The sequence below is a fragment of the Roseateles violae genome, assembly GCF_030410485.1.
In the GTDB taxonomy this organism is placed as follows: Bacteria; Pseudomonadota; Gammaproteobacteria; order Burkholderiales; family Burkholderiaceae_C; genus Roseateles_D; species Roseateles_D violae.
This window is the reverse complement of record NZ_JAUHHC010000004.1, coordinates 423,054-449,126: the sequence shown is the minus strand read 5'-3', so window position 1 is coordinate 449,126 and position 26,073 is coordinate 423,054. Positions and strand designations below refer to the sequence as shown.

The 26,073-nt window shown below is 69.3% G+C and carries 20 protein-coding genes; 13 read left to right on the top strand and 7 right to left on the bottom strand.

All coding sequences use genetic code 11. From position 1 onward, the window contains the following. The first annotated feature begins 190 nt into the window (after positions 1-190). The 6 genes from QWJ38_RS16455 (at position 191) to QWJ38_RS16430 (ending at position 7,404) form a co-directional block, all read left to right on the top strand. The gene (locus QWJ38_RS16455) at positions 191-2,179 is read left to right on the top strand and encodes a DNA topoisomerase IV subunit B (protein WP_290360186.1); all 1,989 of its coding nucleotides are present in this window, start codon (positions 191-193) and stop codon (positions 2,177-2,179) included. Between the two features lie 7 nt (positions 2,180-2,186). After that, positions 2,187-3,224 carry a histone deacetylase family protein gene (locus QWJ38_RS16450; RefSeq protein ID WP_290360185.1) on the top strand — a complete coding sequence of 346 codons (1,038 nt, stop codon included), beginning with the start codon at positions 2,187-2,189 and terminating at the stop codon, positions 3,222-3,224. After that, the gene (locus tag QWJ38_RS16445; protein ID WP_290360184.1) at positions 3,221-3,763 is read left to right on the top strand and encodes a GNAT family N-acetyltransferase; all 543 of its coding nucleotides are present in this window, start codon (positions 3,221-3,223) and stop codon (positions 3,761-3,763) included. The genes QWJ38_RS16450 and QWJ38_RS16445 overlap by 4 nt, the downstream gene beginning before the upstream one ends. Further along, complete coding sequence (locus QWJ38_RS16440) at positions 3,760-4,431, top strand: lytic transglycosylase domain-containing protein (RefSeq protein WP_290360183.1); 672 nt, start codon at positions 3,760-3,762, stop codon at positions 4,429-4,431. Before QWJ38_RS16445 ends, QWJ38_RS16440 begins: the two co-directional genes overlap by 4 nt. Then, a complete protein-coding gene (gene parC, locus QWJ38_RS16435) occupies positions 4,428-6,758 on the top strand; it encodes a DNA topoisomerase IV subunit A (protein ID WP_290360182.1) in 2,331 nt (776 codons plus the stop codon). The genes QWJ38_RS16440 and parC overlap by 4 nt, the downstream gene beginning before the upstream one ends. A 169-nt stretch (positions 6,759-6,927) precedes the next feature. Continuing rightward, on the top strand, positions 6,928-7,404 hold the full coding sequence (locus QWJ38_RS16430; protein ID WP_290360181.1) for an FxDxF family PEP-CTERM protein: 477 nt from the start codon (positions 6,928-6,930) through the stop codon (positions 7,402-7,404). 48 nt (positions 7,405-7,452) lie between these two features. Here the strand turns inward: QWJ38_RS16430 and QWJ38_RS16425 are convergent, their stop codons facing one another. After that, the gene (locus QWJ38_RS16425; RefSeq protein ID WP_290360180.1) at positions 7,453-8,493 is read right to left on the bottom strand and encodes a quinone-dependent dihydroorotate dehydrogenase; all 1,041 of its coding nucleotides are present in this window, start codon (positions 8,491-8,493) and stop codon (positions 7,453-7,455) included. Positions 8,494-8,517: 24 nt separating this feature from the next. Next, complete coding sequence (locus QWJ38_RS16420; RefSeq protein ID WP_290360179.1) at positions 8,518-9,474, bottom strand: LysR family transcriptional regulator; 957 nt, start codon at positions 9,472-9,474, stop codon at positions 8,518-8,520. A 108-nt stretch (positions 9,475-9,582) separates the two neighbouring features. On the opposite strand from QWJ38_RS16420, the gene QWJ38_RS16415 reads away from it, so the two are divergent. The 3 genes from QWJ38_RS16415 to rpiA are packed head-to-tail and all read left to right on the top strand — an operon-like array spanning position 9,583 to position 12,330. Beyond that, a complete protein-coding gene (locus QWJ38_RS16415; RefSeq protein WP_290360178.1) occupies positions 9,583-10,500 on the top strand; it encodes a DMT family transporter in 918 nt (305 codons plus the stop codon). A gap of 29 nt (positions 10,501-10,529) precedes the next feature. Continuing rightward, positions 10,530-11,657, top strand: a complete 1,128-nt coding sequence (locus QWJ38_RS16410; protein WP_290360177.1) for a 3-deoxy-7-phosphoheptulonate synthase — start codon at positions 10,530-10,532, stop codon at positions 11,655-11,657. A gap of 13 nt (positions 11,658-11,670) precedes the next feature. Further along, on the top strand, positions 11,671-12,330 hold the full coding sequence (rpiA, locus tag QWJ38_RS16405) for a ribose-5-phosphate isomerase RpiA (RefSeq protein WP_290360176.1): 660 nt from the start codon (positions 11,671-11,673) through the stop codon (positions 12,328-12,330). 7 nt (positions 12,331-12,337) lie between these two features. Here the strand turns inward: rpiA and QWJ38_RS16400 are convergent, their stop codons facing one another. The 5 genes from QWJ38_RS16400 to QWJ38_RS16380 all read right to left on the bottom strand — a co-directional run bounded on the left by QWJ38_RS16400 (position 12,338) and on the right by QWJ38_RS16380 (position 20,108). Continuing rightward, entirely contained in the window at positions 12,338-14,080 is a 1,743-nt protein-coding gene (locus QWJ38_RS16400; protein ID WP_290360175.1) for a methyl-accepting chemotaxis protein, read from the bottom strand. A 121-nt stretch (positions 14,081-14,201) separates the two neighbouring features. Next, positions 14,202-16,124 carry a bifunctional tRNA (5-methylaminomethyl-2-thiouridine)(34)-methyltransferase MnmC2/FAD-dependent 5-carboxymethylaminomethyl-2-thiouridine(34) oxidoreductase MnmC1 gene (gene mnmC / locus QWJ38_RS16395; RefSeq protein WP_290360174.1) on the bottom strand — a complete coding sequence of 641 codons (1,923 nt, stop codon included), beginning with the start codon at positions 16,122-16,124 and terminating at the stop codon, positions 14,202-14,204. After that, positions 16,121-16,798, bottom strand: a complete 678-nt coding sequence (locus QWJ38_RS16390) for an NAD(P)H-binding protein (protein WP_290360173.1) — start codon at positions 16,796-16,798, stop codon at positions 16,121-16,123. The genes mnmC and QWJ38_RS16390 overlap by 4 nt, the downstream gene beginning before the upstream one ends. A gap of 91 nt (positions 16,799-16,889) precedes the next feature. Then, positions 16,890-18,374 (bottom strand): DEAD/DEAH box helicase, encoded by a 1,485-nt coding sequence (locus QWJ38_RS16385; protein ID WP_290360172.1) that lies wholly within the window; start codon positions 18,372-18,374, stop codon positions 16,890-16,892. A 156-nt stretch (positions 18,375-18,530) separates the two neighbouring features. Beyond that, positions 18,531-20,108, bottom strand: a complete 1,578-nt coding sequence (locus QWJ38_RS16380) for an ABC transporter substrate-binding protein (protein WP_290360171.1) — start codon at positions 20,106-20,108, stop codon at positions 18,531-18,533. 194 nt (positions 20,109-20,302) lie between these two features. On the opposite strand from QWJ38_RS16380, the gene ettA reads away from it, so the two are divergent. From ettA to QWJ38_RS16360, 4 genes are all read left to right on the top strand, one after another. After that, positions 20,303-21,967: an energy-dependent translational throttle protein EttA gene (ettA, locus tag QWJ38_RS16375; RefSeq protein WP_290360170.1), complete on the top strand. Its 1,665-nt coding sequence runs from the start codon at positions 20,303-20,305 to the stop codon at positions 21,965-21,967. 121 nt (positions 21,968-22,088) lie between these two features. Then, on the top strand, positions 22,089-22,535 hold the full coding sequence (locus tag QWJ38_RS16370) for a hypothetical protein (protein ID WP_290360169.1): 447 nt from the start codon (positions 22,089-22,091) through the stop codon (positions 22,533-22,535). Further along, positions 22,532-23,815 carry a hypothetical protein gene (locus QWJ38_RS16365; protein ID WP_290360168.1) on the top strand — a complete coding sequence of 428 codons (1,284 nt, stop codon included), beginning with the start codon at positions 22,532-22,534 and terminating at the stop codon, positions 23,813-23,815. Before QWJ38_RS16370 ends, QWJ38_RS16365 begins: the two co-directional genes overlap by 4 nt. After that, positions 23,812-25,986: a hypothetical protein gene (locus QWJ38_RS16360; protein ID WP_290360167.1), complete on the top strand. Its 2,175-nt coding sequence runs from the start codon at positions 23,812-23,814 to the stop codon at positions 25,984-25,986. The genes QWJ38_RS16365 and QWJ38_RS16360 overlap by 4 nt, the downstream gene beginning before the upstream one ends. The last annotated feature ends 87 nt before the right edge of the window (positions 25,987-26,073 follow it).

The following is a 26,073-nucleotide window of genomic DNA, read 5'->3' as shown; positions in this document are numbered from 1 at the left end:
GTTCCGGGGCGGTCTGGGCCCGGGCCGACGCGAGAAACAGGCAGCTGAGCAGGACGGCGAGAGAAAAGCGCATCGGGGTCGCGGTGGGCAGGCGGGGAAAGCAGGCGCGCATGCTACGCCGCTTTGCCGCCAGCGCCTGTGAGCAGATGTCCGCCGGGGCTCCACCGCGAGCCTCCCTACAATCGCCGCCATGGCAACGAACAAAGCGAACAGCAGCACGCCCGCCGCCTATGGCGAAGGCTCGATCCGCGTCCTCAAGGGCCTGGAGCCGGTCAAGCAGCGGCCGGGCATGTACACCCGCACCGACAACCCGCTGCACTGCATCCAGGAAGTGATCGACAACGCGGCCGACGAGGCCCTGGCCGGCTTCGGCAAGCGCATCGACCTGACCCAGCATGCCGACGGCTCGGTCTCGATCGCCGACGACGGCCGCGGCATTCCCTTCGGCCTGCACCCCGAGGAGGGCGTGCCGGTGGTCGAGATCGTCTTCACCCGCCTGCATGCCGGCGGCAAGTTCGACAAGGGCTCGGGCGGCGCCTACAGCTTCTCCGGCGGCCTGCACGGCGTCGGCGTGTCGGTCACCAATGCGCTGGCCAAGCGCCTGGAGGTGACGGTCTGGCGCGAGAAGCAGGTCGCGACCCTGGCCTTCGAGCATGGGGACGTGGTCGAGCCGGTGGCCGTGCGCGCCGCGGCCGGCGGCGACCGCAAGCAGGGCACGACGGTGCGCGTCTGGCCCGACGCCAAGTATTTCGAGTCGGCCGAGCTGCCCAAGGGCGAGCTGGTGCATCTCTTGCGCAGCAAGGCGGTGCTGATGCCGGGCGTCACCGTCACCCTGAAGAACGAGAAGTCGGGCGAGCTGCAGACCTGGTCCTACCAGGGCGGCCTGCGCGACTACCTGATGCAGACGCTGACGGCCGATCCGCTGATCCCGCTGTTCGAGGGCGAGCAATACGCCAGCAGCGCCGAGAGCGAGAACTTCGCCGAGGGCGAGGGCGCGGCCTGGGCGGTGGCCTTCACCGAAGAGGGTCAGGTGATGCGCGAGAGCTATGTGAACCTGATCCCCACCGTCGCCGGCGGCACGCACGAGTCCGGCCTGAAGGACGGCATGTTCGGCGCGATCAAGGGCTTCATCGAGATGCATTCGCTGCTGCCCAAGGGCGTCAAGCTGATGCCGGACGATGTCTTCTCGCGCGCCAGCTTCGTGCTGTCGGCCAAGGTGCTGGATCCGCAGTTCCAGGGCCAGACCAAGGAGCGCCTCAATTCGCGCGACGCCTTGCGCCTGGTGTCGGCCTATGTGAAGCCGGCGCTGGAGCTGTGGCTGAACCACCATGTGGATTACGGCAAGAAGCTGGCCGAGCTGGTGATCAAGCAGGCGCAGACGCGCCAGCGCGCCAGCCAGAAGGTCGAGAAGCGCAAGGGCTCGGGTGTGGCCGTGCTGCCCGGCAAGCTGACCGATTGCGAAAGCCGCGACCTGCTGCACAACGAGATCTTCCTGGTCGAGGGCGACTCGGCCGGCGGTTCGGCCAAGATGGGCCGCGACAAGGAGACCCAGGCCATCCTGCCGCTGCGCGGCAAGGTGCTGAATAGCTGGGAGGTCGAGCGCGACCTGCTGTTCAAGAACAACGAGATCCATGACATCTCGGTGGCCCTGGGCGTCGATCCGCACGGGCCGAAGGACAGCCCCGATCTCTCCGGCCTGCGCTACGGCAAGGTCTGCATCCTGTCCGACGCCGATGTCGACGGCTCGCACATCCAGGTGCTCTTGCTGACCCTGTTCTTCCGCCATTTCCCCAAGCTGGTCGAGGCCGGTCACATCCATGTGGCGCGGCCGCCGCTGTACCGCGTCGACGCGCCGGCGCGCGGCAAGAAGCCGGCCGCCAAGCTCTATGCGCTGGACGAGGGCGAGCTGACCGCGACCCTGGACAAGCTGCGCAAGGAAGGTGCGCGCGAGGGCTCGTGGAGCATCAGCCGCTTCAAGGGCCTGGGCGAGATGAGCGCCGAGCAGCTGTGGGACACGACCTTGAACCCAGAGACGCGGCGGCTGAGTCCGGTCGCCTACGGCCTGTTCGACTTCGGCCAGACCGAGGAGGCGATCAACAAGCTGATGGGCAAGGGCGAGGCGGCCTCGCGTCGCGAACTGATGGAGATCCATGGCGACTCGGTCGAGATCGACGTCTGAGACCGCGATGAAGACCGTCTACAACGAGCGCCATGGCCAGCACGCGGCCACGCACGAGTTCTTCCGCGGCCGCCTGGTGCCGGCCTTCGAGGTGCCGGCGCGCGCCGACTATGTGCTCAAGGCGCTGCAGGATGCGCGGCTGGGCGAGATCCTGAGTCCGGTCGACCGGGGCCTGGCGCCGCTGGAACGCGTCCACGCGCCGGCCTATCTGCGTTTTCTGCAGGGCGCCTTCGCCGAATGGCGGGCCTTGGGCGGCGAGGGCGACGCCTTCCCGGCCGTCTGGCCGGTGCGCACGCTGCGCACCGATGTCGAGCCGAAAAGCTTCGCCGCCCGGATGGGTCTGTATTCGATGGACAGCGGCACGCCGCTGACCGCGGGCAGCTGGGACGCCGCCTACTGGGGCGCGCAGGCCAGCCTGGCCGGCCTGGACATCGCGCTGGGCGAGGAGAAGACCGCCTATGTGCTGACCCGCCCGCCCGGCCACCATGCCGGCGCCGATTTCTTCGGCGGCTACTGCTTCGTCAACAACGCGGCCGTGGCGGCGCAGGCGGCGCTCGACGCCGGGCTCCAGAAGGTGGCCATCCTCGATGTCGACTACCACCACGGCAATGGCACGCAGGCGATCTTCTACGAGCGTGCCGATGTGCTCTACGCCAGCCTGCATGGTGATCCGCAGACCGAATATCCGTTCTTCCTCGGCCATGCCGACGAGCGCGGTGCCGGCACGGGCCTGGGCTTCAACGCCAACGAGCCGCTGCCGGCCGGCTGCTCGAACGAGGCCTGGTTTGCCGCGCTGGAGCGCCTGCTGGCGCGGCTGGCGGACTATGCGCCCGAACTGCTGATCGTCTCGCTGGGCGTCGATACCTATGGCGGCGACCCGATCTCGCATTTCAAGCTCGACCGGCCCGAGTTCGCCGCGCTCGGCCGGCGCCTGGCCGCCTTCGGCGCGCCGCGCACGCTGTTCCTGCAGGAAGGCGGTTATGCGACCGAGGCGATCGGCCTCAATGTCGTCGCGGTCTTGCAGGGCTTCGAGTCGGGCTCATGACGCCGCCGCTGGTGCATCTGCGGCCGACGATGCTGTCGGACCTCGACTTCGTCGTCTCGGTCGAGCGCGACGCGGCGAACCTGCCCTTCATCACGCCCTGGGAGCGCACGCAGCACGAGGGCGCGCTGCGCTTTCCGGACTCGCGCCACTTCATCATCGAGGTCGGCCAGCAGCAGGCCGGCTTCGTCATCCTGCAGGGCTGTCGCAACCCGCATGGCTCGGTCGAGCTCAAGCGCATCGTGCTGGCGCCTCAATTCCAAGGGACGGGCCAGGGCCTGGGGCGCGCCAGCGTGCGCCTGCTGAAGAAGCTCGCCTTCACCCAGCTGAAGGCGCACCGCTTCTGGCTGGACGTGAAGGCGCTGAACACCCGCGCGCAGGCCCTGTACCGCAGCGAGGGCTTCGTCGAGGAAGGCCGGCTGCGCGAGAGCGTGCGGGTCAGCATCGAGGGGGCCGACGGCTACGACTCGCTGATCGTGATGTCCATGCTCGATCGCGAATACCAGGCCCGCGTCGCGCTGGGCCAGGAGCAGGGCGCATGAGGTGGCTGCTGCTCATCGTGCTGGCCGGCCTGAGTCTGGCGGCCCGCGCCGAGTTGTGGGGCTATGTCGACGGTCAGGGTGTCGCGCATCTGGCCAGCCGGCCGCTGGACGGCAATTACGCGCTCTTGATGGGCCAGGCCGAGGCCGGCCAGGGCCGCGTGCCGGGCAAGCAGGACGGCAGCCTGCATCTGCTGACCTGGCTGGAGATCGCGCCCGAGGTCAAGGCGGTCCAGCCATTTTTGCGCGAGGCGGCCGCGCGCCATGGCGTCGACACGGAGCTGCTGAAGGCGGTGATCGCCGTCGAGTCGGGCTACCGGCACGATGCGGTCTCGCCGCGCGGCGCGCTGGGCCTGATGCAGCTGACGCCCGAGGCGGGCCTGCGCTATGCCGCGACCGGCGAGCGCCAGCGCCTGCTGGACCCGCGCACCAATGTCCAGGCCGGCGCCAGAATGCTGGCCGATCTGATCAAACGCTTCGGCCGCATCGACGCGGCCCTGGCCGCCTGGAATGCCGGCGAGGGCGCGGTGCGCCGGGCGGGCGGGCAGATGCCGGCCATCGAAGAAACCCAGGCCCATGTCCATCTGGTGCTGGAGTTGTACTGGGCCCTGTTGCAGCGCAGCCTGCCGGCCCAGGCCCAGCACCTGCAGATTCACAGCAGCAAACCATGAACCAGACCACTATCGATTTTGGAAGCCCGGCCGCCGAAGACGGCAGCGACGCGCTGACCCTGGCGCATTACGCCGAACGGGCCTATCTCGAATATGCGCTCTCGGTCGTCAAGGGCCGGGCGCTGCCCGATGTCTGCGACGGCCAGAAGCCGGTGCAGCGCCGCATCCTCTACTCGATGGAGCGCATGGGCCTGAGCTTCTCCGGTACCTCCGGCGCCAAGCCGGTCAAGGGTGCCCGCGTCGTCGGCGACGTGCTGGGCCGCTTTCACCCGCATGGCGACCAGTCGGTCTACGACGCGCTGGTGCGCATGGCGCAGGACTTCTCGCAGCGCTATCCGCTGATCGACGGCCAGGGCAATTTCGGTTCGCGCGACGGCGACGGCGCGGCGGCGATGCGTTACACCGAAGCGCGGCTGGCACCGATCGCGCGCTTGCTGCTGGACGAGATCGACGAGGGCACGGTCGAATTCCAGCCCAACTACGACGGCTCGACCGAGGAGCCCAAGACCCTGCCGGCGCGCCTGCCCTTCGTGCTGCTGAACGGCGCCTCGGGCATCGCGGTCGGTCTGGCCACCGAGGTGCCCAGCCACAATCTGCGCGAGGTCGCGGCCGCCGCCGTCGCGCTGCTGAAGAACGAGAAGCTGTCGGACGACGAGCTCTATGGCCTGCTGCCGGGACCCGATTTCCCCGGTGGCGGCCAGCTGATCAGTGCAGCCGAGGACATCCGCGCCGCCTATGCCTCGGGCCGTGGCAGCCTGAAGCTGCGCGCGCGCTGGAAGATCGAGGACCTGGCCCGCGGCCAGTGGCAGCTGGTCGTCACCGAGCTGCCGCATGGCACCAGCTCGCAGAAGGTGCTGGAAGAGATTGAGGAACTCTCCAACCCCAAGGTCAAGACCGGCAAGAAGGCCTTGACGCAGGAGCAGCTGCAGCTGAAGGCCAGCGTGCTGGCGGTGCTGGACGGCGTGCGCGACGAGTCGAGCAAGGACGCGCCGGTGCGCCTGGTCTTCGAGCCCAAGAGCCGCACGGTCGAGCAGCAGGAGCTGATCACGACCCTGCTGGCGCACACCAGCCTGGAGACCTCGGCACCGATCAATCTGACCATGATCGGCGCCGACGGCCGGCCGACGCAGAAGAACCTGCGCCAGATCCTGTCCGAATGGCTGGGCTACCGGCTCGCGACCGTGCAGCGCCGCACCCAGCATCGCCTGGACAAGGTGCTGGACCGCATCCATGTGCTGGAAGGCCGCCAGCTGGTGCTGCTGAACATCGACGAGGTGATCCGCATCATCCGCAATGCCGACGAGCCCAAGCCGGCGCTGATCGAGCGCTTCAGGCTCTCGGACCGCCAGGCCGAGGACATCCTCGAGATCCGCCTGCGCCAGCTGGCGCGGCTGGAGGCGATCAAGATCGAGCAGGAACTCGAGAAGCTGCGCGAGGAGCGCGCCAAGCTGGAGGACATCCTTGCCAACCCGGGCGTGCTCAAGCGCACCGTCGTCAAGGAGATCGAGGCCGATGCCAAGCAGTACGGCGACGAGCGCCGCACCTTGATCCAGGCCGAGAAGAAGGCGGTCGCCGAGGTCCGCATCGTCGACGAGCCGGTGACGGTGGTCGTCTCGATGAAGGGTTGGGTGCGGGCACTGAAGGGACATGAGATCGACCCGGCCGCGCTGGCCTTCAAGTCCGGCGACCAGCTCTACGGCGTCTTCCCCTGCCGCAGCGTGGATCCGCTGATCGTCTTCGGCAGCAACGGCCGGGTCTACTCGGTGCCGGTCTCGCTGCTGCCGGGCGGCCGCGGCGACGGCCAGCCGATCACGACCCTGATCGAACTCGAGTCGGGCACGCAGATCGCGCATTACTACGCCGCCGGCGGTGCGCAGCGCCTGGTGCTGGCCGGCACCGGCGGCTTCGGCCTGATCGCCCAGGTCGGCGATCTGATCAGCGCCAAGCGCGCCGGCAAGACCTTCCTGAGCCTGGAGGGCGAGGAGAAACCGCTGCCGCCGGCCGCCGTGCCCATGGGCGAGGTGCTGGGTTTGCAACTGGCCTGCCTGTCGCTGCAGGGGCGTTTGCTGACCTACGCGCTGGACGAACTGAAGCACCAGCCCAAGGGCGGCCGCGGCCTGACCCTGATGGATCTGGAGCCCAAGGACGCACTGTTGAGCGTTGCGGCCTTTACCCAGGCGCTGCAGTTGCTGGGCAGCGGCCGTGGTGGCAAGCCCAAGGAGGACGTACTGAAGGGCGCTGCGCTGGCAGCCCACGCCGGCAAGCGTGCCCGCAAGGGCAAGCCCGTCGAGGGGCTGCAGAAGGTGGTTCGGGTTCTGCCTGCCTGATAGGCGGCGGCTCCGTATTTACGAACTAGGGGTGGCGTCTTACCGCCCCTCACAATTAAGGCGAGTGTTCTCCCTAGGCTGAAGGGTTCCGTCTGTGGATTAATTCACGTGCTGCTGCGCACAATAAGCCCCGACAGTTCCCACAACCTCTAACCACGGGAGTGCTTTTATGAAGCTGAAACCTTTAGTAGCCGCATCGCTGGTTGCTTTCACCGCGCTCAGCAGCCAAGCAGCCGATATTGACTGGGGCGCGCATGACGTTTTTGAACTTAGCGGTCTGGTTACTCCGGCTGTGGGGTCCTTCCTGGATACCTACAAGTTCACTCTCACCGAACAGTCGACGCTGGCTGGAGCGTTGGTCGCGACTGGCATCACCTTCGGTTCGTTCGGCGTCTATGACGAAACCGGCACGACGGCCCTGTTCAGCGCGGCTTTTGGTGGAACGACTGCAAAGTCCGGTACCTGGTTGCTTGATCCTGGCACCTATGTGTACGCGATCGGTGGCTTGGCCAGTGCCTCGGCCGGCTATGTTCTGACCTCTGCAACAGTCGGTGTTGCGGCCGTGCCCGAGCCCGAGACCTATGCCATGCTGCTGGCCGGTCTTGGCGTCGTTGGTTTCCTGGCGCGTCGCCGTCGTTTCGACTGAGCGGAACTCTGCCCCATCGACAAAGCGAACTTCGGTTCGCTTTGTTTTTTATGCGGCGGTCATGGCCGCGGCGCACTCGCGCACCAGGGCCGGGCCCTTGTAGATCAGGCCGGTGTAGATCTGCACCAGATCAGCCCCAGCGGCGAGCTTGGCGCGCGCATCGGCGCCGCTGAGCACGCCACCGACGCCAATGATCGGGTAGCCGTTGCCCAGCGCTGCGCGCAGCTGGACGATCACCCGGTTGCTCGCCTCGAAGACCGGTCGACCGGACAGACCGCCGGCCTCGTCCGCATGGGGCAAGCCTTTTACCGCGTCCCGGGAAATGGTCGTGTTGGTCGCAATCACGCCGTCAATGCCATTGCCGCGCAAGGTCTTGGCGATCACGCCGACCTGGCCCTCGTCTAGGTCGGGCGCGATCTTGACGAACATCGGCACCTTGCGGCCGCTGCCGGCCTCCAGCTTCAGCTTGCGCTCCTGCAGCCTGGAGAGCAGCGCATCCAGCGCCTCGTCGCTCTGCAGCGCACGCAGATTTTTGGTGTTGGGGCTGGAGATATTGACGGTGATGTAGTCGGCATGCGGGAACACGCCGTCCAGGCCGAGCAGATAGTCGTCGACGGCGTTCTCGATCGGCGTCGCGGCGTTCTTGCCGATGTTCAGGCCCAGCAGGCCGCCGGCGGCGCGGAAGGAATGCGCGCGCTGCACATTGGCCAGAAAACTGTCCAGTCCCTCGTTGTTGAAGCCGAGCCGGTTGATCAGCGCCTGCGCCTTGGGCAGGCGGAAGATGCGGGGCCGGTCGTTGCCCGGCTGGCCCTTGGGCGTCACCGTGCCGACCTCGATGAAGCCAAAGCCCATCGCGCCCAGGCCGTCGATGCAGCGGCCGTTCTTGTCCAGGCCGGCGGCCAGGCCGATGCGGTTCGGGAATTTCAGCCCGGCCAGTTGCAGCGGATCGCTGATGCGGCTCTGCGACCACAGGCATTGGGCAGGCGTGTTCTGCAGCCGGGCGATGCTGTTCAGGGTCAGCTCATGCGCATGCTCGGGATCGAGGCCGAACAGGAAGGGGCGGGTGAGGGCGTAGGGAACGAGAGGCATAGCGCGCGATTCTCGCATTCCGGCTCAGCCCGCGTCCCGATCCCAGGGCGGCAACTCCCCGAGCCTTTCCAGCATGAAGTCGATCAGCGCCCGCACTTTGGGGCTGGGCTGGCGATGCGGCAGGTAGACCGCGTACAGCGTGTGCGCGTCCGCCAGGCCACCTTGGGGCGCCCAGCCGGGCAGCAGCGCGCGCAGACGGCCGGCGCGCAGGTCCGGCCCGATCGCGTAGGTTGGCAGTATTGCCAACCCCATGCCGGCCAGGGCAGCGATGCGCAGCGACTCGCTGCTGTTGGCGGTCAGCCCGCTCCCGAAGCGCAGCGCCCCCTGAACCGGAACCTCCGCCTCCTCGCCCGAACTCTCGTGTCGGAAGCGCCAGCGGTCGGGGGCCTGCAGATAGCCGAAGCGCAGGCAGCGGTGCCCGGCCAGCTCGGCCACCGTGGCGGGTTCGCCCTGCACGTCCAGGTAGGCCGGCGCCGCACAGAGCCGGTAGCGGATCGCAGCCAGCCGGCGCGCCACCAGCCCTGGCCCGGGCGTACCGGTCAGCCGCAGCACCACATCGAAACCCTCCTCGGCGAGGTCGACATAGCGGTCGTTCAAGCCCAGCGCGACCTGCAGCCGCGGATAAAGTGCGCAGAACTCGCTCATCAGCGCGGTGAACTGCAGATTGCCGAATGCGGTCGAGGTCGACAGGCGCAGCACGCCCTGCGGCGCGTCCGCGCGTCCGGCCAGCTCGTCCTCCAGCCGCTGCGCCTCCTCCAGCAGGCGCAGCGCGCGCTCGTAGACGCCGCGACCCTCGGGCGTCGGGCTGACGCTGCGGGTGGTGCGCTGCAGCAGCCGGGTGCCCAGCTGGGCTTCGAGCCGGCCGACCTGCTTGCTGACGGCCGATTTGCTACTGCCCAGCAGGCGGGCCGCACCCGAGAAACCGCGCGCGTCGACGACGCGGGCAAAGGCTTGCAGGTCTTCCAGGCGGCCCATATTCATTGTCCTTTGTTCTCTGTTTGGAAACACTGCTGTTCCAAGTAAGCAGATTGTGTCCTCAAAAGGAGATTTCTACAGTGAGCACCTGACCGTTCTGTCTAGGAATCCGCCATGTTGTCCACCCTTTCCACCCGCTTGCCGCACCCGCGCCGGGACCCCTTTGCCGCACTGGCGGCGGTCAGCGGGCCGCTGCTCTTCATCCTGCTGTGGAGCAGCGGCTATGTGGCCGGCCGGCTGGGCCTGGCGCACAGCGGGCCCTTCACCCTGCTGAGCCTGCGTTTCGGCATTGCCGCGCTGCTGCTGGCCCTGCTTGCGCTGGCCGGCGACGCGCGCTGGCCCCGCGGGCGTCATGCCTGGGGGCACTTGGCCGTGGCCGGGCTGCTAATGCAGGTGCTGCATTTCTCCGGCATCTACTATGGGCTGCGCCTGGGCCTGTCGGCCGGCGTCGCCGGCCTGCTGATCGGGCTGATGCCGCTGGCCACGGCGCTGGGCGCGCAGCTGTGGCTGGCCGAGCGGCTTGGTCGCCGCCAGGCGCTGGCCCTGCTGGGCGGCCTGCTGGGCGTGGCCCTGGTCGTCGCCGGCAAGCCCTTGCAGGGGGACGGCGGCTGGCCGGCCTATGCGGCGGCGTTGCTGGGCCTGGTCGGTCTGGTGGCCGGCACGCTGTACCAGAAGCGCTTCTGCGCCCAGATGGATTTGCGCAGCGGCGCCGCGGTGCAGATGGCGGTTTCGGCGCTGGCGGTCGCGGTGCTGGCCGGGCCGGTCGAGGGCTTCGCGCTGCGCTGGAGCGGGGAGTTGGTGTTCGCCGTGCTGTGGCTGGCCCTGGTCAACTCGATCGGCGCCTTCAGCCTGATGTTCCTGATGATGCGGCGTGGCCAGGCAGCGCAGGTGGCACGGCTGTTCTACCTGATCCCGGGCATGTCGGCGTTGCTCGGTTTTCTGCTGCTGGACGAGCGGCTGCCGGTGCTGGCGCTGCTGGGCTTTGCCCTGTCGGCCGCGGCCGTGTGCGTGGCGGCGGCCAAGCACCGATAATGCCGGGCCGATCTCTGGACCCCGCCGACATGAAGCTTTTGGATGACCCCGCGCACGACCGCGAAGTCGGATCGCGCGACGCGACCCGCGACACGACCCGCACCGACGACACCCGCATCGGCGCCGTGCGCCCGCTGATCTCGCCGGCCTTGCTGCTGGACGAGCTGCCGCTGCCCGATGCCTCGCTGGAGCTGGTCGAACGCGCCCGCGAGGAGATCGGCGCGATCCTGCACGGCCGCGACGACCGCCTGCTGGTCGTCGTCGGCCCTTGCTCGATCCATGACCACGAGCAGGCGATGCAATACGCCCATCTGCTGAAGGGCTTGCGCGAGGAACTGAGCCGCGAGCTGCTGATCGTGATGCGGGTCTACTTCGAGAAGCCGCGCACCACGGTCGGCTGGAAGGGCTATATCAACGACCCGCGCCTGGACGGCAGCTTCCATATGAACGAGGGTCTGCGCCTGGCGCGCCAGCTGCTGCTGGACGTGACCGCGCTGGGCCTGCCGGCCGGCACCGAGTTCCTCGACCTGCTGTCGCCGCAGTACATCTCGGACCTGATCGCCTGGGGCGCGATTGGCGCGCGCACGACCGAGAGCCAGAGCCACCGCCAGCTGGCCTCCGGCCTGAGCTGCCCGGTCGGCTTCAAGAACGGCACCGACGGCGGCATCAAGGTGGCGTCCGACGCGGTGCTGGCGGCACGGGCCAGCCATGCATTCATGGGGATGACCAAGATGGGCGCCGCGGCCATCTTCGAGACGCGCGGCAATGCCGACTGCCATGTGATCCTGCGCGGCGGCAAGACGCCCAACTACGACGCCGCCTCGGTGGACAGCGCCTGCGCTGCGCTGCGCGCCTCGGGCCTGCGCGAGCAGGTGATGATCGATTTTTCGCACGCGAATTCAAGCAAGCAGTACGAGCGCCAGATCGAGGTCGGCCGTGACGTCGCCGCGCAGATGGCCGCCGGCGATCGCCGCATCACCGGCGTGATGATCGAGAGCCATCTGCAGCCGGGCCGGCAAGACCTGGCCCCAGGCCAGACCAAGGCCGATCTGCGGCCGGGCGTGTCGATCACCGACGCCTGCCTGGGCTGGAGCCAGACCGAGCCGCTGCTGCGCGAGCTGGCCGCCGCCGTGCGTGCGCGCCGCCAGATTTCCTGACGAGTTCCTCACCATGACCCAAGACGAATTGAAGACCCTGGTCGGCCAGGCCGCCCTGCAGTATGTGACGCCCGGAACCATCGTCGGCGTCGGCACCGGCTCGACGGTGGACAAGTTCATCGACGCGCTGGCCGCCAGCGGCATGCAGATCGCCGGCGCGGTGTCCAGCTCGGTGCGCTCGACCGAGCGGATGAAGGCCCTGGGCATCCGGGTGTTCGAGGCCGGCGAGGTCGAGAGCCTGCCGGTCTACATCGACGGCGCCGACGAGATCGACCATGGCGGCCACATGATCAAGGGCGGCGGTGCGGCGCTGACGCGCGAGAAGATCGTCGCCGACCTGGCCCAGCGCTTCGTCTGCATCGCCGACGAGTCGAAGCTGGTCCGGACCCTGGGCAAGTTCCCGCTGCCGGTCGAGGTGATCCCGATGGCGACGGCGCAGATCGCGCGGCGCTTCGCGGCGCTGGGCGGCGAGGCGCGGCTGCGCGAGGGCGTGACGACCGACAACGGCTGCCAGATCCTCGACGTGCGCGGCCTGCAGATCGTCGATCCGTCCGGCTTCGAGGCCGAGGTCAGCCAATGGCCGGGCGTCGTGACGGTCGGCGTGTTCGCGCGCAACCGCGCCAGCGTCTGCCTGCTCGGCACGGCCGAGGGCGTGAGGACGCTGGACTTCTGAGCGGCGCTTAGAAGGTTTCCCAGTCGCCGTCCGCACCGGCGCTCGCCGTCGCCGGGGCAGGCGCGGGAGCGGGAGCGGGCTTGGGGGCCGGCTTCGGAGCCGCGGCCTTGGCGGGTACCGGCTTCACGGCGGGTTTGACGACCGGTGCCGGCCGCGCAGCCGGTACGAGCGCCGCGGCGAGCACCGGCGCAGTCCCCTGGCCGAGGCGGAACACGCCAATCGCCTGCGCCAGGCGGCCGGCCTGGTCCTTCAGGCTCTCGGCGGCAGAGGCCGATTCCTCGACCAGGGCGGCGTTCTGCTGCGTCATCTGGTCGAGCTGGCCGACGGCGGCATTGATCTGGTGGATGCCGTCGCTCTGCTCGCGCGAGGCGGCGCTGATCTCGCCGATGATGTCGGACACGCGCTGCACGCTGGCGACGATGTCGCTCATCGTCGCGCCGGCGTCCTGCACCAGCCGGCTGCCCGATTCGACCCGCTCGGCGCTGGCGCCGATCAGGGTCTTGATCTCCTTGGCCGCGCTGGCCGAGCGCTGGGCCAGTGAGCGCACCTCGCTGGCGACGACCGCGAAACCGCGCCCCTGCTCGCCGGCGCGGGCCGCCTCGACGGCCGCGTTGAGGGCCAGGATATTGGTCTGGAAGGCGATGCCGTCGATGGTGCCGATGATGTCGCTGATGCGACGCGAGCTGGCGTTGATCTCGTCCATCGTCGTCACCACCTGGGCCACGACCGCGCCGCCGCGCTGGGCCACGTCGGCGGCCGAGCTCGCCAGCTGATTGGCCGTCGTCGCCGATTCGGCCGTCTGCTGCACGGTGCCGGTCAGCTGCAGCATCGAGGCGGCGGCCTGCTGCAGATTGGAGGCGGTCTGCTCGGTGCGCGCCGACAGATCGTGGTTGCCGACGGCGATCTCGCTGCTGGCGGTGCTGATGCTGTCGGTGGAGCCGCGCACCTCGCCGATCAGCTTCAGCAGGGCTGCCTGCATGGTCTGCAGCGAGCGCAGCAGGCGGCCGGTCTCGTCGTTCGAGCGCGGGGTGATGCTGCGGCTGAGGTCGAAATGGGCGATCGCGTCGGCCAGCTCGCCGGCCTCGCGCAGGGGGCCGGTGATCGAGCGGGTCAGCCAGACGGCCAGCGCGACGGCGACGGCCAGCGCGCTGATCGCGAACACGACCAGGCCGGTGCGGGCGGTGCGGTTCGATTCGTCCAGGCGCCTGGCGGCGGCATCGAGCTGGTCGCGCTGCTGCTGGACCACGTCCTTGATCGCCGCCTCGAAGGCGGCCGCGGCCGGCTGGAACTGGCTCTCGAACAGCTGCCTGGCCTGGTCGGCGTCGCCGGCCTTCTTGGCCGCGGTCACCGCCTCGCGGCCGGCCAGATAGCCCTTGCGCGCCTCGGACAGCTTCTCGAACTTGGCGCGCTCCTCGGGCGAGCTGAGCAGGCCCTCGAGCTTCTTCTGCAGTTCGCCCGACTGCTTGCTCGATTCGGCCGCGGCGACGGCGAAGAACTGGGCCAGGGCCGGGTCGGCGCTGGCGGCGATCGCGCTGGTGCGGTTCACGCCATTGGTGATGTTGCGGTACCAGTCGCTGGCGATGCGCTCGCTGACCAGGGTGTTCTCGTACATCTGGGACGACTCCTGAGCCGCCCGGTTCAGCGCCCAGTAGCCGATGCCAGAGCCGGCAAAGGAGATCAGCAGCACCAGGGCCAGCACGGCGCCCAGGCGGTGGCCGATCGAGCGGCCGGAGAAGATGGAATCGAGCATGAGGACTTCTGCGGGGCGGTGGGAGGGGCAGGTATGGGAGGCAAGACCGGCGTGGGAGGCCGCTGGCCATCGATCAGGACGGGCCTCCACCCCTTTTATTGCGACCGCAGCGCCGAAATCTTTAGGGCTTGCCGGCGCCGTTCCGTGCGCGTCGCACCGCAAATCGCACAGGATCGATCGCGTCGAGCAGGCTGGCCTCCAGCGGCGCCGGCGCGCCGCTCAGCAGGGCGGCGGCGACCCGGCCGGCGAGCGCCGCCCAGCTGATGCCGCGCGAGCCGAAGGCGGTGCAGAGCATGAGGCCCGGCAGCCGTGGCACGAAGCGCGGCTGATCCAGCCGCTGCGGATCGGCCGGGGCGGCCGGATCGGCCAGGCCGCCCACCAAGGGCAGCCGGTCCGGCGTCAAGAGCCGCCAGCCGACGCGGCCGGCCGGCGCGCCGCTGGGCGTCTCGGGCAGGCCGGCCAGCTGGGCCCATTGGCGCAGGTTCGCCGCGTGGTCGGCGCTGCGCAGCGCCGGGTCCAAGTCCTCGTCCTCGCTCGTGGCGCCGCACCAGAGGCCGCCGGCGCCATCGTCGATCGCATAGCCGGCACCGGCCACCGGCAGCCGCGGCCGGGGCTCCGCCGGGCTCAGATGGCTCAGCTGCCCGCGCTGGCGGATCAGCGGCAGATCGGGCGCCCAGTCGCGCAGCAGCGCGAGACTCTCGTGCCCGCCCGCCAGCAGCAGGGCTTCGGTCTCGGCCAGCAGGCCATCCTGCGCGTCGAACAGCCGCCAGCGCTCGCCGGCACGCTCGATCCGGACGACCGTGCACGCGGTCCTCAGGCTTGCGCCGGAAGCGCGCAGCAGCGCCTGCACATAGGCCGCCGGTGGCAGGGCACCGCCCGCCGGATAGAACCAGGCCGGCTGGCGCAGCGGCAGGCCGCTGAGCGCGGCGGCCGCCGCGGCATCGAGCGCCTGCACATAGTCGGCCGGCAGGCGCTGGCGCGCGATCAGCGCGCGCATCGCCTCCACATCGCGCTCGCTCTCCAGCCGCAGCAACCCGCGCTGCAGCCAGGGCAGCGGAGGCAGCTCGCGCAGCGCGGCGGCCGTGGCCAGCGCGGCGGCGCGGTTGAAGCGGGCATGCAGGCCGTCGTCGGGATTGAGTGTGCCGTGGAACAGCCCTCCCGGATTGCCCGAGCTGGCCTGGGCCGGGCCGTCCCGGGCCTCGAGCACGGTGGCGCGCAGGCCTTGGCGAGACAGCGCCCAGGCGCAGGCGGCACCGGCCAGGCCCGCGCCGATGATGACGGCCTCGCGCGCCCGGGGGGCGAGGGGCCTGCGCGCGGCCGGGCGCTGCGCTGCATGGCGCGGCTCGTGGCGGGCGACCGACATGCCGCCCTTGTTGGCGAAGCCGCGCTGGCGTTCGACCGTGAAACCGGCCGCCGCCAGCCCCTCGCGCGTGTCCGGCGCGACGCTCCAGGTCGCGGCCGTCGCGCCGGGCGCCGCCCGCCGGCCCAGCGCCTTCAGCACATGGCGGTCCCACATGGCGGGGTTGGTCCGCGGCGAGAAGCCGTCGAGGTAGAAGGCATCGACATCGTCGGCGACCAGTTCGCGCAGCCACAGATGCACGTCGCCGAAGCCGAGCAGCAGCTGGACCCGGCCGCCCTCGAATTCGAGCCCGTGCAGATTGGCCGTCAGCGGCGGCCAGGCCTCGACCAGCTGCGTCGCCAGCTCGGCCAGTTCGCTGCCGGCATGGGCGCGCGCCAGATCCTCGCGGCGCAGCGGGTGCTTCTCGATGCCGATGAAGACGAGGCGCTGGCAGCGCTGCGTATCGCGGCGCCAGGCGTCCCAGCTGGCGAGGAAGTTGTTGCCCAGGCCGAAGCCGGTCTCGACGATGAGGAATCGCTCGCGCCCGGCCCAGCGGCCCGGCAGGCCGTTGCCGCCGAGAAAGACATGGCGGGCCTGGCCCAGCGCACCAGCGCGGCTGTGATAGACGTCGCCGAAGGCCGGCGCGCTGGGCGCCGCGGCATCGCTGAAGTCGACCTCGGCCGGGACGATGGGGGCCGTCTTCATCGGCCCAGACGCTGCAGCGTCTCGGACTCGAGGCGCTGCACGGCGGGTCCGTCCTCGCTGAGCGCGCGCCGCATCGCCCGCGCGACCCGGGCGGCTTCGATGGGTCGCCAGCGCGCCGGCAGCAGCGGACGCAGCAGGCGGCCGATGCGTTCGCCCCAGACCTCGCCCTTGCGCACCGGCTGGCCCAGCGCGGCGCGTTCGCCGATCAAGAGCGAGGGGCGGGCGATCACCAGGCGCTCGAAGCCCAGCGCGATCAAGGCCTCTTCCATCTCGCCCTTGACGCGGTTGTAGAACACCGTCGATGTGGCCTTGGCGCCCAGGGCCGAAACGACGGCGCAGCGAGTCGCACCGGCTGCGCGGGCGGCACGGGCCAGCGTCAGGACCGCCTCGTAGTCGACGGCGCGGAAGGCCTCCTGCGAGCCGGCCTGCTTGATCGTCGTGCCCAGACAGATATAGATCGTCGTCGGTGCCGGCAGCGCCGCCAGATCGGGCCGGGCGAAGTCGAGGCGCTGCGCATGCAGGCGGGGGCTTGGCGGCAGGCCCTCGACCGGGCGGCGCAGCAGCGCATGGATCTCGGTGTCGTCACCGGGCTGTTGCAGCAGCTCGCTCAGCAGCGCGCGGCCGACCAGGCCGCTGGCGCCGGCCACCCAGATGCTCTTGTTCTTGTCCTTCATGCCGGCATCGTAGACGGGCCAGCGCAGCCACCCAAGAAAAAACCCAGCCGCGCCGGTGGGCGGGGCTGGGTTTGATCGTTCGAGTCTAGGCTCAGCGCTTCGGCTGCGTCAGGCGCGGGCCATTGCTGTAGCCGCCGTTGCTATTGCCGCCACCGCCATTCGAGCGCGGCGCGCCGCCGTCACGGCGCGGCTGCTGGCCCTGGCCGCCATGACCGGAGGCCGAGCGTTGCTGCTGCTGGCCCTGGCTCTGGCCCGGACGTCCGCCCTGCGAGGCGCCGGGGCGACCGCCGCCCTGGCCGGGACGGCCACCGCGATCGCCGCCGGGGCGAGCACCGCGGCCGCCACCGCCACCACCACCGGGCGCGCGGCCACGGCTGCCATTGTTGTTCAGCACCATGCGGCCCAGCACGATGGGCTCGGGCTTCTCGCTCGGATCGGGCGCATAGCCGGCCACGATCTCCTTCGGAATCTCGCGCTTGATCAGCTTCTCGATCTCACGCAGGAAGCCGTTCTCGTCCACGCAGACCAGGCTCACCGCCTCGCCCTGGGCGCCGGCGCGGCCGGTGCGGCCGATGCGGTGCACATAGTCCTCGGGGACATTGGGCAGCTCGTAGTTGACGACATGGGGCAGCTGGTCGATGTCGATGCCACGGGCGGCGATGTCGGTTGCCACCAGGCAGGTCAGGTCCCCGCTCTTGAACTCGGCCAGCGCCTTGGTGCGCGCGCCCTGGCTCTTGTTGCCGTGGATGGCCATCGCGCTGATGCCGTTGTCGTTCAGGTAGTCGGTCAGGCGGTTGGCGCCATGCTTCATGCGCGTGAAGACCAGCACCTGGTGCCAGTCGCCGCTCTTGATCAGATGAGCCAGCAGTTCCTTCTTCTTGTCGCGCGCGACCGGATGGACCTTCTGCGCGATCGCATCATTGGTCTGGTTGCGGCGCGCGACCTCGATCAGGGCCGGCTGGTTCAGCAGGCGGTCGGCCAGGTTCTTGATGTCGTCGCTGAAGGTGGCCGAGAACAAGAGGTTCTGGCGCTTGGGCGGCAGCACGGCCAGCACCTTCTTGATGTCGTGGATGAAGCCCATGTCCAGCATGCGGTCGGCTTCGTCCAGCACCAGGATCTCGACCTTGCTGAGGTCCAGCGTGCCCTGCTGGTGATGGTCCAGCAGGCGGCCCGGCGTGGCGACCAGGATGTCGACGCCGTCGCGCAGCTTGTTGACCTGCGGCTGCATGCCGACGCCGCCGAACATGACCATGCTCTTCAGCGGCAGGTGCTTGCCATAGGTCTGCACCGATTCCTCGACCTGGGCGGCCAGCTCGCGGGTCGGGGTCAGCACCAGCGCGCGCACCATGGGGCGGCCGCGGGCGTTGCGCACCGGCTGGCCGGCAGCCAGGCGATGCAGCATCGGCAGGGTGAAGCCGGCGGTCTTGCCGGTGCCGGTCTGGGCGCCGGCGAGCAGGTCGCCGCCCTTGAGGACGGCCGGGATCGCTTGGGCTTGGATGGGGGTTGGGGAGGTGTAGCCGGCTTCGGCGATGGCCTTCAGCAGCGGTGCTGCCAGGCCCAGGGATTCAAATGTCATCGACTGCTTTGTGCGCACGACTCGCGTGTCAGCTGGGCCGCGCGGCGTCTGCCGCGCCAGTCTTCGGGCCTGCCATTTAGGAGCGTGCTTGGCTCAAAAAGGAAACGCCGCGACAAGACTGGTAGTCGCGGCGATGAACCGATTATAGCGGGCGCGCTATTTCTGCACCGTGACCCAGTCCACGCTGAGCCAGTTGGCCGGCGAATGCACGGCGCTGACGCCCGATCGCATCGCCCAGGGGATCACCTGGCGGTGCAGCGGGATGATGGTCACGGCCTCGCGATAGGCCTGCAACGCCGCCTTGATGAGAGCCTGGCGCTTCTCGGGCGAGGCCTCCAGCGCCGATGCTGCCGCCAGTTCGTCACCGCGCTCGTTGATCCATTGGCCGTAGTTCGCATAGCCGATGCCGTCGGCGCCGCGATTGCGCAGCACCGGGCCGAACATGATCTCAGCATCGGTCGTGCCGCCGCCCCACCCGTAGAGATAGAGGCTGGTGTCTAGCTTCTCGAGCTTGGGGAAGACCAGCGCGCGCGGCTGGGCGTTGACGCGCACCTTGAGCTTCAGCTGCGCCCACATCGTCGCCAAGGCGATGCAGATCTCCTCGTCGTTGATATAGCGGTTATTCGGGCAGTCCATCGTCACCTCGAAGCCGTCCGCGTAGCCGGCCTCCTGCATCAGCTTGCGGGCCGCGGCGAGGTCGTAGGGCAGGCGCGACTCGAGTTGCGGGTCATTGAAGGAGCCCAGCGGCGAGACGGTGACGCCGCCGGTGGGCAGCGAGAGCCCGTTCATCAGCTTCGTGCGGATCGCCTCGATGTCGATCGCCTGGTACATCGCGCGGCGCATGCGCTGATCCTTGAAGGGATTGGCATCACCCGGCACCTTGGCATAGAGCAGCTTGTCGCGGCCCTGGTCCATGCCGACGAAGATCAGCCGGTTCTCCGGTCCGTCCAGCACCTTGATGCCGGGCAGGCTGCGCAAGCGCGCCACGTCGCGCGGCGCGGGGTCGAGCACCAGGTCGATCTCGCCCGAGATCAGCGCGGCCAGCCGGGTCGCATCGTTGCCGATCGGCAGGTAGACGAAGTCCTGCACATTGCCCTCATGCCGGTTCCACCAGGCCGGGTTGCGCTTGTAGACCGTCTTCGTGCCCGGCTGGCGGCTGACCAGCATGAAGGGGCCGGTGCCGTTCATGTTCTGGCTGGCGTGGCTTTCCTCCTTGGCCTTGAAGTTCAAGGGCCGGGTGATCCGGTGCTGCTCGCACCAGCGCTTGCTCATGATGTGCAGGTTCAGCAGATGCTCGAGGAAGATCGGGTCGGGCTTGTCCTGGACGAACTCGATGGTCAGCGGATCGAGCGCCCGGGCCGCGCCGACGGCGAAGGCATAGACGCGGAACGGCGAGTTCGCGTCGCGCAGCCGCTGCATCGAGAACGCGACGTCCTCGGCGGTGAACGGCGTGCCGTCGTGGAACTTGACGCTGGCGCGCAGCTTGAGCCGCCAGACGGTCGGCGACAGCCGCGTCCACTCGGTCGCCAGGCTGGGGCCCAGGCTCTGGTCGGGCATGCGACGCAACAGGTACTCGTAGACCTGGCCGTTCAGCGAATTGGTCAGCAGCTCGTTCTGCGAATGCGGATCCAGGGTCTGGATGTCGCCCTGGCTGGCCCAGCGCAGCGTCTGCGCCGTCGCACTTACGCCCAAGCAGCAGGCCAGGCCGAGAAGGAGGCGTCGTGCCGTCGTCATGCGCATATCGGGCTCCCGGCGCCCTGCCTAGGCGCCCGCGGCCCAGTGTAGGCAGGGCATAGCCGCGCCCCGCAGGGGCAAACCCCAGGGAATGAGACAATACGGTGTTTTGCGTCCCGCCCTGCCGCGGGGCGCGGCGGGCCGGCCCCGGCCCGCAGCACCGAAACTCCCCCGCAAATCCAGGAAGCCCCTTCATGGCCCAGTATGTTTTCTCGATGAACCGTGTCAACAAGACGGTTCCTCCCAAGCGCCACATCCTCAAGGACATCTCGCTGTCCTTCTTCCCCGGCGCCAAGATCGGCGTGCTGGGCGTCAACGGCTCGGGCAAGTCCACGCTCCTGAAGATCATGGCCGGCGTCGACAAGGAGATCGAGGGCGAAGCGATCCCGATGCCGGGCATCAAGATCGGCTATCTGGAGCAGGAGCCCAAGCTGGACCCGAACCAGACGGTGCGCGAGGCGGTGGAAGAGGGCATCGGCGGCGTGCTGGCCGCCAAGAAGCGCCTGGACGAGGTCTATGCCGAGTACGCCGAGCCGGATGCCGACTTCGACAAGCTGGCCGCCGAGCAGGGCGAGCTGGAGGCCATCATCGCCGCCGCCGGCTCCGAGAACACCGATCTGCAGCTGGAACTGGCCGCCGATGCGCTGAATCTGCCGCCCTGGGACGCGCAGATTGGCGTGCTGTCCGGCGGCGAGAAGCGCCGCGTCGCGCTGTGCCGCCTGCTGCTGAGCAAGCCCGACATGCTGCTGCTCGATGAGCCGACCAACCACCTGGACGCTGAAAGCGTCGAGTGGCTGGAGCAGTTCCTGCAGCGCTTCCCCGGCACCGTGGTCGCGATCACCCACGACCGCTACTTCCTCGACAACGCCGCCGAGTGGATCCTGGAACTGGACCGCGGCCATGGCATCCCCTGGAAGGGCAACTACACCGAGTGGCTGGACCAGAAGGAACGCCGCCTCGAGCAGGAGCAGAAGAGCGAAGACGCCCGCATGAAGGCGATGAAGGAAGAGCTGAAGTGGGTGCGCTCGAACGCCAAGGGCCGCCAGGCCAAGAGCAAGGCGCGTCTGGCCCGCTTCGAGGAACTGTCCGACGTCGAATACCAGCAGCGCAACGTCACCAACGAAATCTTCATCCCGGTCGCCGAGCGCCTGGGCAATGAGGTGATCGAGTTCGAGAACGTCAGCAAGAGCTTCGGCGACCGCATGCTGATCGACAACCTGTCGTTCAAGGTCCCGGCCGGCGCCATCGTCGGCATCATCGGCCCCAACGGCGCCGGCAAGTCGACCTTGTTCCGCATGCTGCAGGGCACCGAGCAGCCGGACTCGGGCACAGTCAAGATCGGCAAGACGGCCAAGATGGCCTTCGTCGACCAGAGCCGCGCCAGCCTGGAAGCCGACAAGACTGTCTGGCAGGACGTCTCGGGCGGCCTGGACAATATCACCGTCGGCAAGTTCGTCATGCCCAGCCGCGCCTATCTGGGCCGCTTCAACTTCAAGGGCAATGACCAGCAGAAGCTGGTCGGCAGCCTCTCCGGCGGTGAGCGCGGCCGCCTGCACCTGGCCAAGACCCTGGCCCAGGGCGGCAATGTGCTGATGCTGGACGAACCGTCCAACGACCTCGACGTCGAAACCCTGCGCGCGCTGGAAGAGGCGCTGCTCGAATTCGCCGGTAGCGCGATGGTGATCAGCCACGACCGCTGGTTCCTCGACCGCATCTGCACCCACATCCTCGCCTGCGAGGGCGACTCGCAGTGGTTCTTCTTCGACGGCAACTTCCACGAGTACGAGGCCGACAAGAAGAAGCGCCTCGGCGAAGAGGGCGCGCGCCCGAAGCGGATGCGCTTCAAGCCGATCAAGTAAATCGGCCCCCCTAAGCCTCAAGCCCGTGTCGGATGACAAGGGCGGGGCTCTGCGGTGAAATGAGCCCGCGCCGCTTGCTGCTGCCTCGCCCGAGGCGACGGTGACGGCGGGAGGGCTTCCGATGCGGCATCGCTGGATCACCGGGGCTTTGCTGGGCTGGGCCGGGACGGCCTCGGCCCAGGTCGTAGCTGCCTCGGCCGCTGCGGCAAGTGCGGCGGGCTCCGCGCCCATCACCTGGGCCCGCCTGTCCGACATGCCGGCGCTGCCGCTGCTGGTGCTCGGTGTTGCCCTGCTGCTCCTGCTGGCGGCGATCCTGCTGACCTGGCGCAGCTACCGGCTGGCGCAAGAGTCCGGCTTCTGGCTGCGCAGCCATTGGGGCGGCCTCAGCGGGGAGAGCGGCGGCTGGTCGCTGGCGCCGGCCTGCATGCCGCTGATCGGGGCGCTCGTGGCGCTGTTCGCGGGCCTGCTGCTTCTGCTGCAGCTGCTGAGCCTGCAGCCGGGCCTGGAGACGGCGAAGCTGGTGGCGACCCCCATCAAGGCGGCCGCCTCCGCCGCGTCGGCCCCATGAGCATCCGCATCCGCTCGCGCGCCGAGCCGATGTCGCTGCGCGCACCCGTGGGCGTGCCCGAGCGGCCCATCATCCTGGCGCCCTCCGAGGCCGGCGCGCTGCTGCACCATGAGCTCAGGCGTTATGCCGATGGCGAGGTCAAGGGCCGCTCCTTCCTGGTGGCCGGCCATCGCGGGGCGGGCAAGACCACCATGGTCGAGGCGCAGTTGCGCGACGTCGCCTCACAGGGGCAGGAGCTGAAGATGCGGCTGCTGCCGGTCTATCTGAACGGCCCGGCCCTGCTGGACGAGCTTGCCGCCGGCGGCAAGAGCGAGAGCGGCATCGGCGACGAGCTGTCGATCAGCCGCGTGCTGCAAAAGGTGCTGCTGGCCCTGTACCAGGCGACCGGGCGCGAGTATGTGCTGCGCTTCGGCATCTGCGCGCGTAGCGCCGATGTGCGCCGTCCGGCCCTGCCGCTGAACGAGCCACTGGAGATGGCGGCGCGCTTCGAGCTCGAGCTGGCCGAGGGTCTGGCGCCCGGCCGGCTGAACGAGCTGTGGCGCTATCTGGACGTGGTCGATCGCGGCCTGCTGTTCAATCCCGGGACGACGCGCAGCAGCGATCCGCAGCAGGGTTTCAAGGAGATCGTCGCGCTGCACAGCCTCAACGAGGCCTATATGCGCATCGCTGGCAAGCTGCAGGACAGCTACGAGCGCAATGCCAACAGCGCGCAGAGCAGCGAGGCAAGTTTCGGGCTGGAGGCCAAGGGGGCGGACTTTGTCAAGCCGCTGGCCGTGCTGGGTACCGGCGCGGCCGTGACGGCCGCCAGCGCCACGCCCGGCAATATCGGCACGGCGCTGTGGCTGGGCCTGGTCAGCGCGCTGGGCGCCTCCATGCTGCTGAAGCTGAGCAGCACGCGCAAGCGCAGCCGCGAGGCCAAGCGCGGCCGCAGCTGGATGCCCGACACCTCGGCCAGCACGCTGGACCGCGTCATCCCGCTGCTGATCGACCGGCTGAAGCAGGCCGGCCTGGCGCCGGTCTTCATCGTCGACGAGCTCGACAAGGTCGAGGAGCTGTGGGGGGCGCTGAGCCCGGTCGTGCGGCGCTTCAAGATGCTGTTCACCGAATCGTCCTTCACCTGCCTGCTGGTCGACCGCAGCCATTTCGAGCAGCTGATGCGCGAGGAGCGCGAGGACGAGCGGGGCCGGCATTTCTCCTATTTCTCGCACCGCGTGCTGATGAACTACGAGCCCGCGCAGCTGCGTGCCTACTTGTCCGAGCTGCTGGAGGTCAAGCCATGAATCCGCCCGATGCGGGCGCGACGACCCCGTCGGCCGGCCTGGGTGCGCTCGAGCTGGAGCTGCTGAAATGGGTGCTGCTGCATCAGTCGGAGCTCAATCCGCTGCGGCTGAACCGGCTGGTGGAGTCCTATCGCGGGCCCGATGACGAGCTCACGCTCGATCCGCATTTGCTGCGGGGCCAGAGCTCGCGCATCCACCTGACCCTGCAGTTCATGATCGAGTGGGCGCTGGCCGATCCGACGGTCAAGGCCTGGCGCGAGCGCTGGCCCGAGCATGGCCCGGCCCTGTTCGATGCCGCCTATTACGTCTCCCGGCAATGGCGCAAGCAGGGCGGCCGCGTGACGCTGGACCTGTCCAATGGCGCCAAGGCGGAGTTCGCCGCCTATCTGCGCCAGTGCGCGGAGCCGCCGATCAAGAACCGCTGGTCGCTCGATGCGGACGATGCGGCGGCCGGCGAGCATTCGCAGATCGATGCGCTGATCGGTGTCGCCCGCGACATCGCGAGCAAGCTGACGCTGGCCGTGTCGGCGCTGGACGGCATCAAGGCCGCCTGGCTGGAGTTCCAGCCGCAATGGAGCGAGCAGAGGCAATGGGTGCTCGACGCGCTGTGGCTGGAGGCGCCCGAGGCCGGCACGCGCGCGCTGCTGCGCCCCGTCGAGGGACGGCGCTATCAGTACAGCTGGCAGTACGACCCGGCCGGGCGCCTGCTGGCGACGGCGCCGGGCGCCATCGATGTCGCCGAGCAGAATCCGGCGGACATCGCCGCGGCGGCGTCCGAGGCGTTGGATTTCGTCGAGGGCATCGAGAAGCTGCTGTGGACGGTGCTGGCGCCGGCCGGCGATGCCAAGCCGGCGGCCGGCCGTGCCTTCTCCCATCTAGCCTCGTTGAACATCCTGCCCTCGGTGCCGGCCTGGCCTCAGGTCGAGCGGGCGATGCGCAGCCTGCGCGAGGCAGCGGGCAATGTCGGCAATGTCGAGAGCCTGCTGCAGGACGCCTCGACGCTGGCCGAGTTCGTTGCCGTCCTGCGCCAGGCGGAGACGGTTCGCAGCATTTTCCTGGCCCTGCTGTGCGGCAGCGCGATCGGCGGCTTCGCCGGGCAGGCGGCGCTGGCGCAGGCCAGCCGCCATGGCACGGCGGTGTTGGCGCGCGGCCTGGCCTTCGGCCGCGTCAATGTGGGCGAGGTCGAGCGACGGCTGCTGCTGCTGATCGACGAGCTGAACGAGGCGCTCGGTGCGCTGAAGCTGCAGCAGCTGGCCGGCGATGCCAGCGTATCGGCGCTGCCGGGCCGCGATGGCGAGGAACTGCCCAGCAACTGGGAGGCCGCCAGCGGCCTGCAGGCCTTGTGCGAGCAGGCGGTCAGGCTGGCGCAGCAGGCGCGCAGCGGCCGCGAGACCCGGGTCGTGGCGCTGGCCTGGACGAATGCCGAGGCGCGCCTGCGCGCGCATCTGCTGGGCGACCAGGAGGCGCTGGCCGATGCCAACGAGCTGCTGTGTGCGACGGCGCAGATCGGTCCGGCGCTGCTGCTGGACCTGCAGTTCGGCGCGATGAGCCTGGGCCGCTGGACCCAATGCCTGCTGGCCGAGCAGCGGCCCGGGGAGCCGCCCTGGTTGGCCGCCTATGCGCTGCACAAGCTCGGCATGCCGGCCCTCGACCAGGCCTGGCAGGGCTTCTGGCTGGAACTGCTGGCGGCGATCGCGCCGCCGCTCAAGCCGCCGGTCGATATGCGTGAACGCCTGCAGTCGGAGGGCCTGATGCAGCATGCCGGCGGACGCAATGTCGCCGCGCTGGTGATCGCCTCGGCGCGCAATTCCTGGACCGAGCGCTGGCTGCAGGCGCCGCAGCAGGGCATGGTGCTGGTGGCCACGCCCGAGTCGGCGCAGCGATTGCTGAGCCTGATGACGGACCGGACGCTGGAGGTGAAGGACGGCATCGTGGCCCGCTCGCTGAACCTGCTGAGCGACTCCCCGCTACTGCCCGGGCCGCTGCGCATCGTCTGGGAGTCCGGCGCCGCCAATGCCGGCAGGCAGGACGAGCTGGGCAAGCGACTGGCCCGGCTGCGGCCGCCGCCGCTGCCGGCCCTGCATCTCTACACCAGCCGCGAGCGGCCGACCCGCATGCCGCATCTGATCGAGCCGGCCACGCCGGACGAGCTGTTCCGCGCCGACTCCTAGCAGCCGTCCCGGCCGCTTCACAGATCTTTACGCGCTCGGCATAGCGGGCTTACGCATCGGATCGAAGATTCAGCCATCGAGAAATTG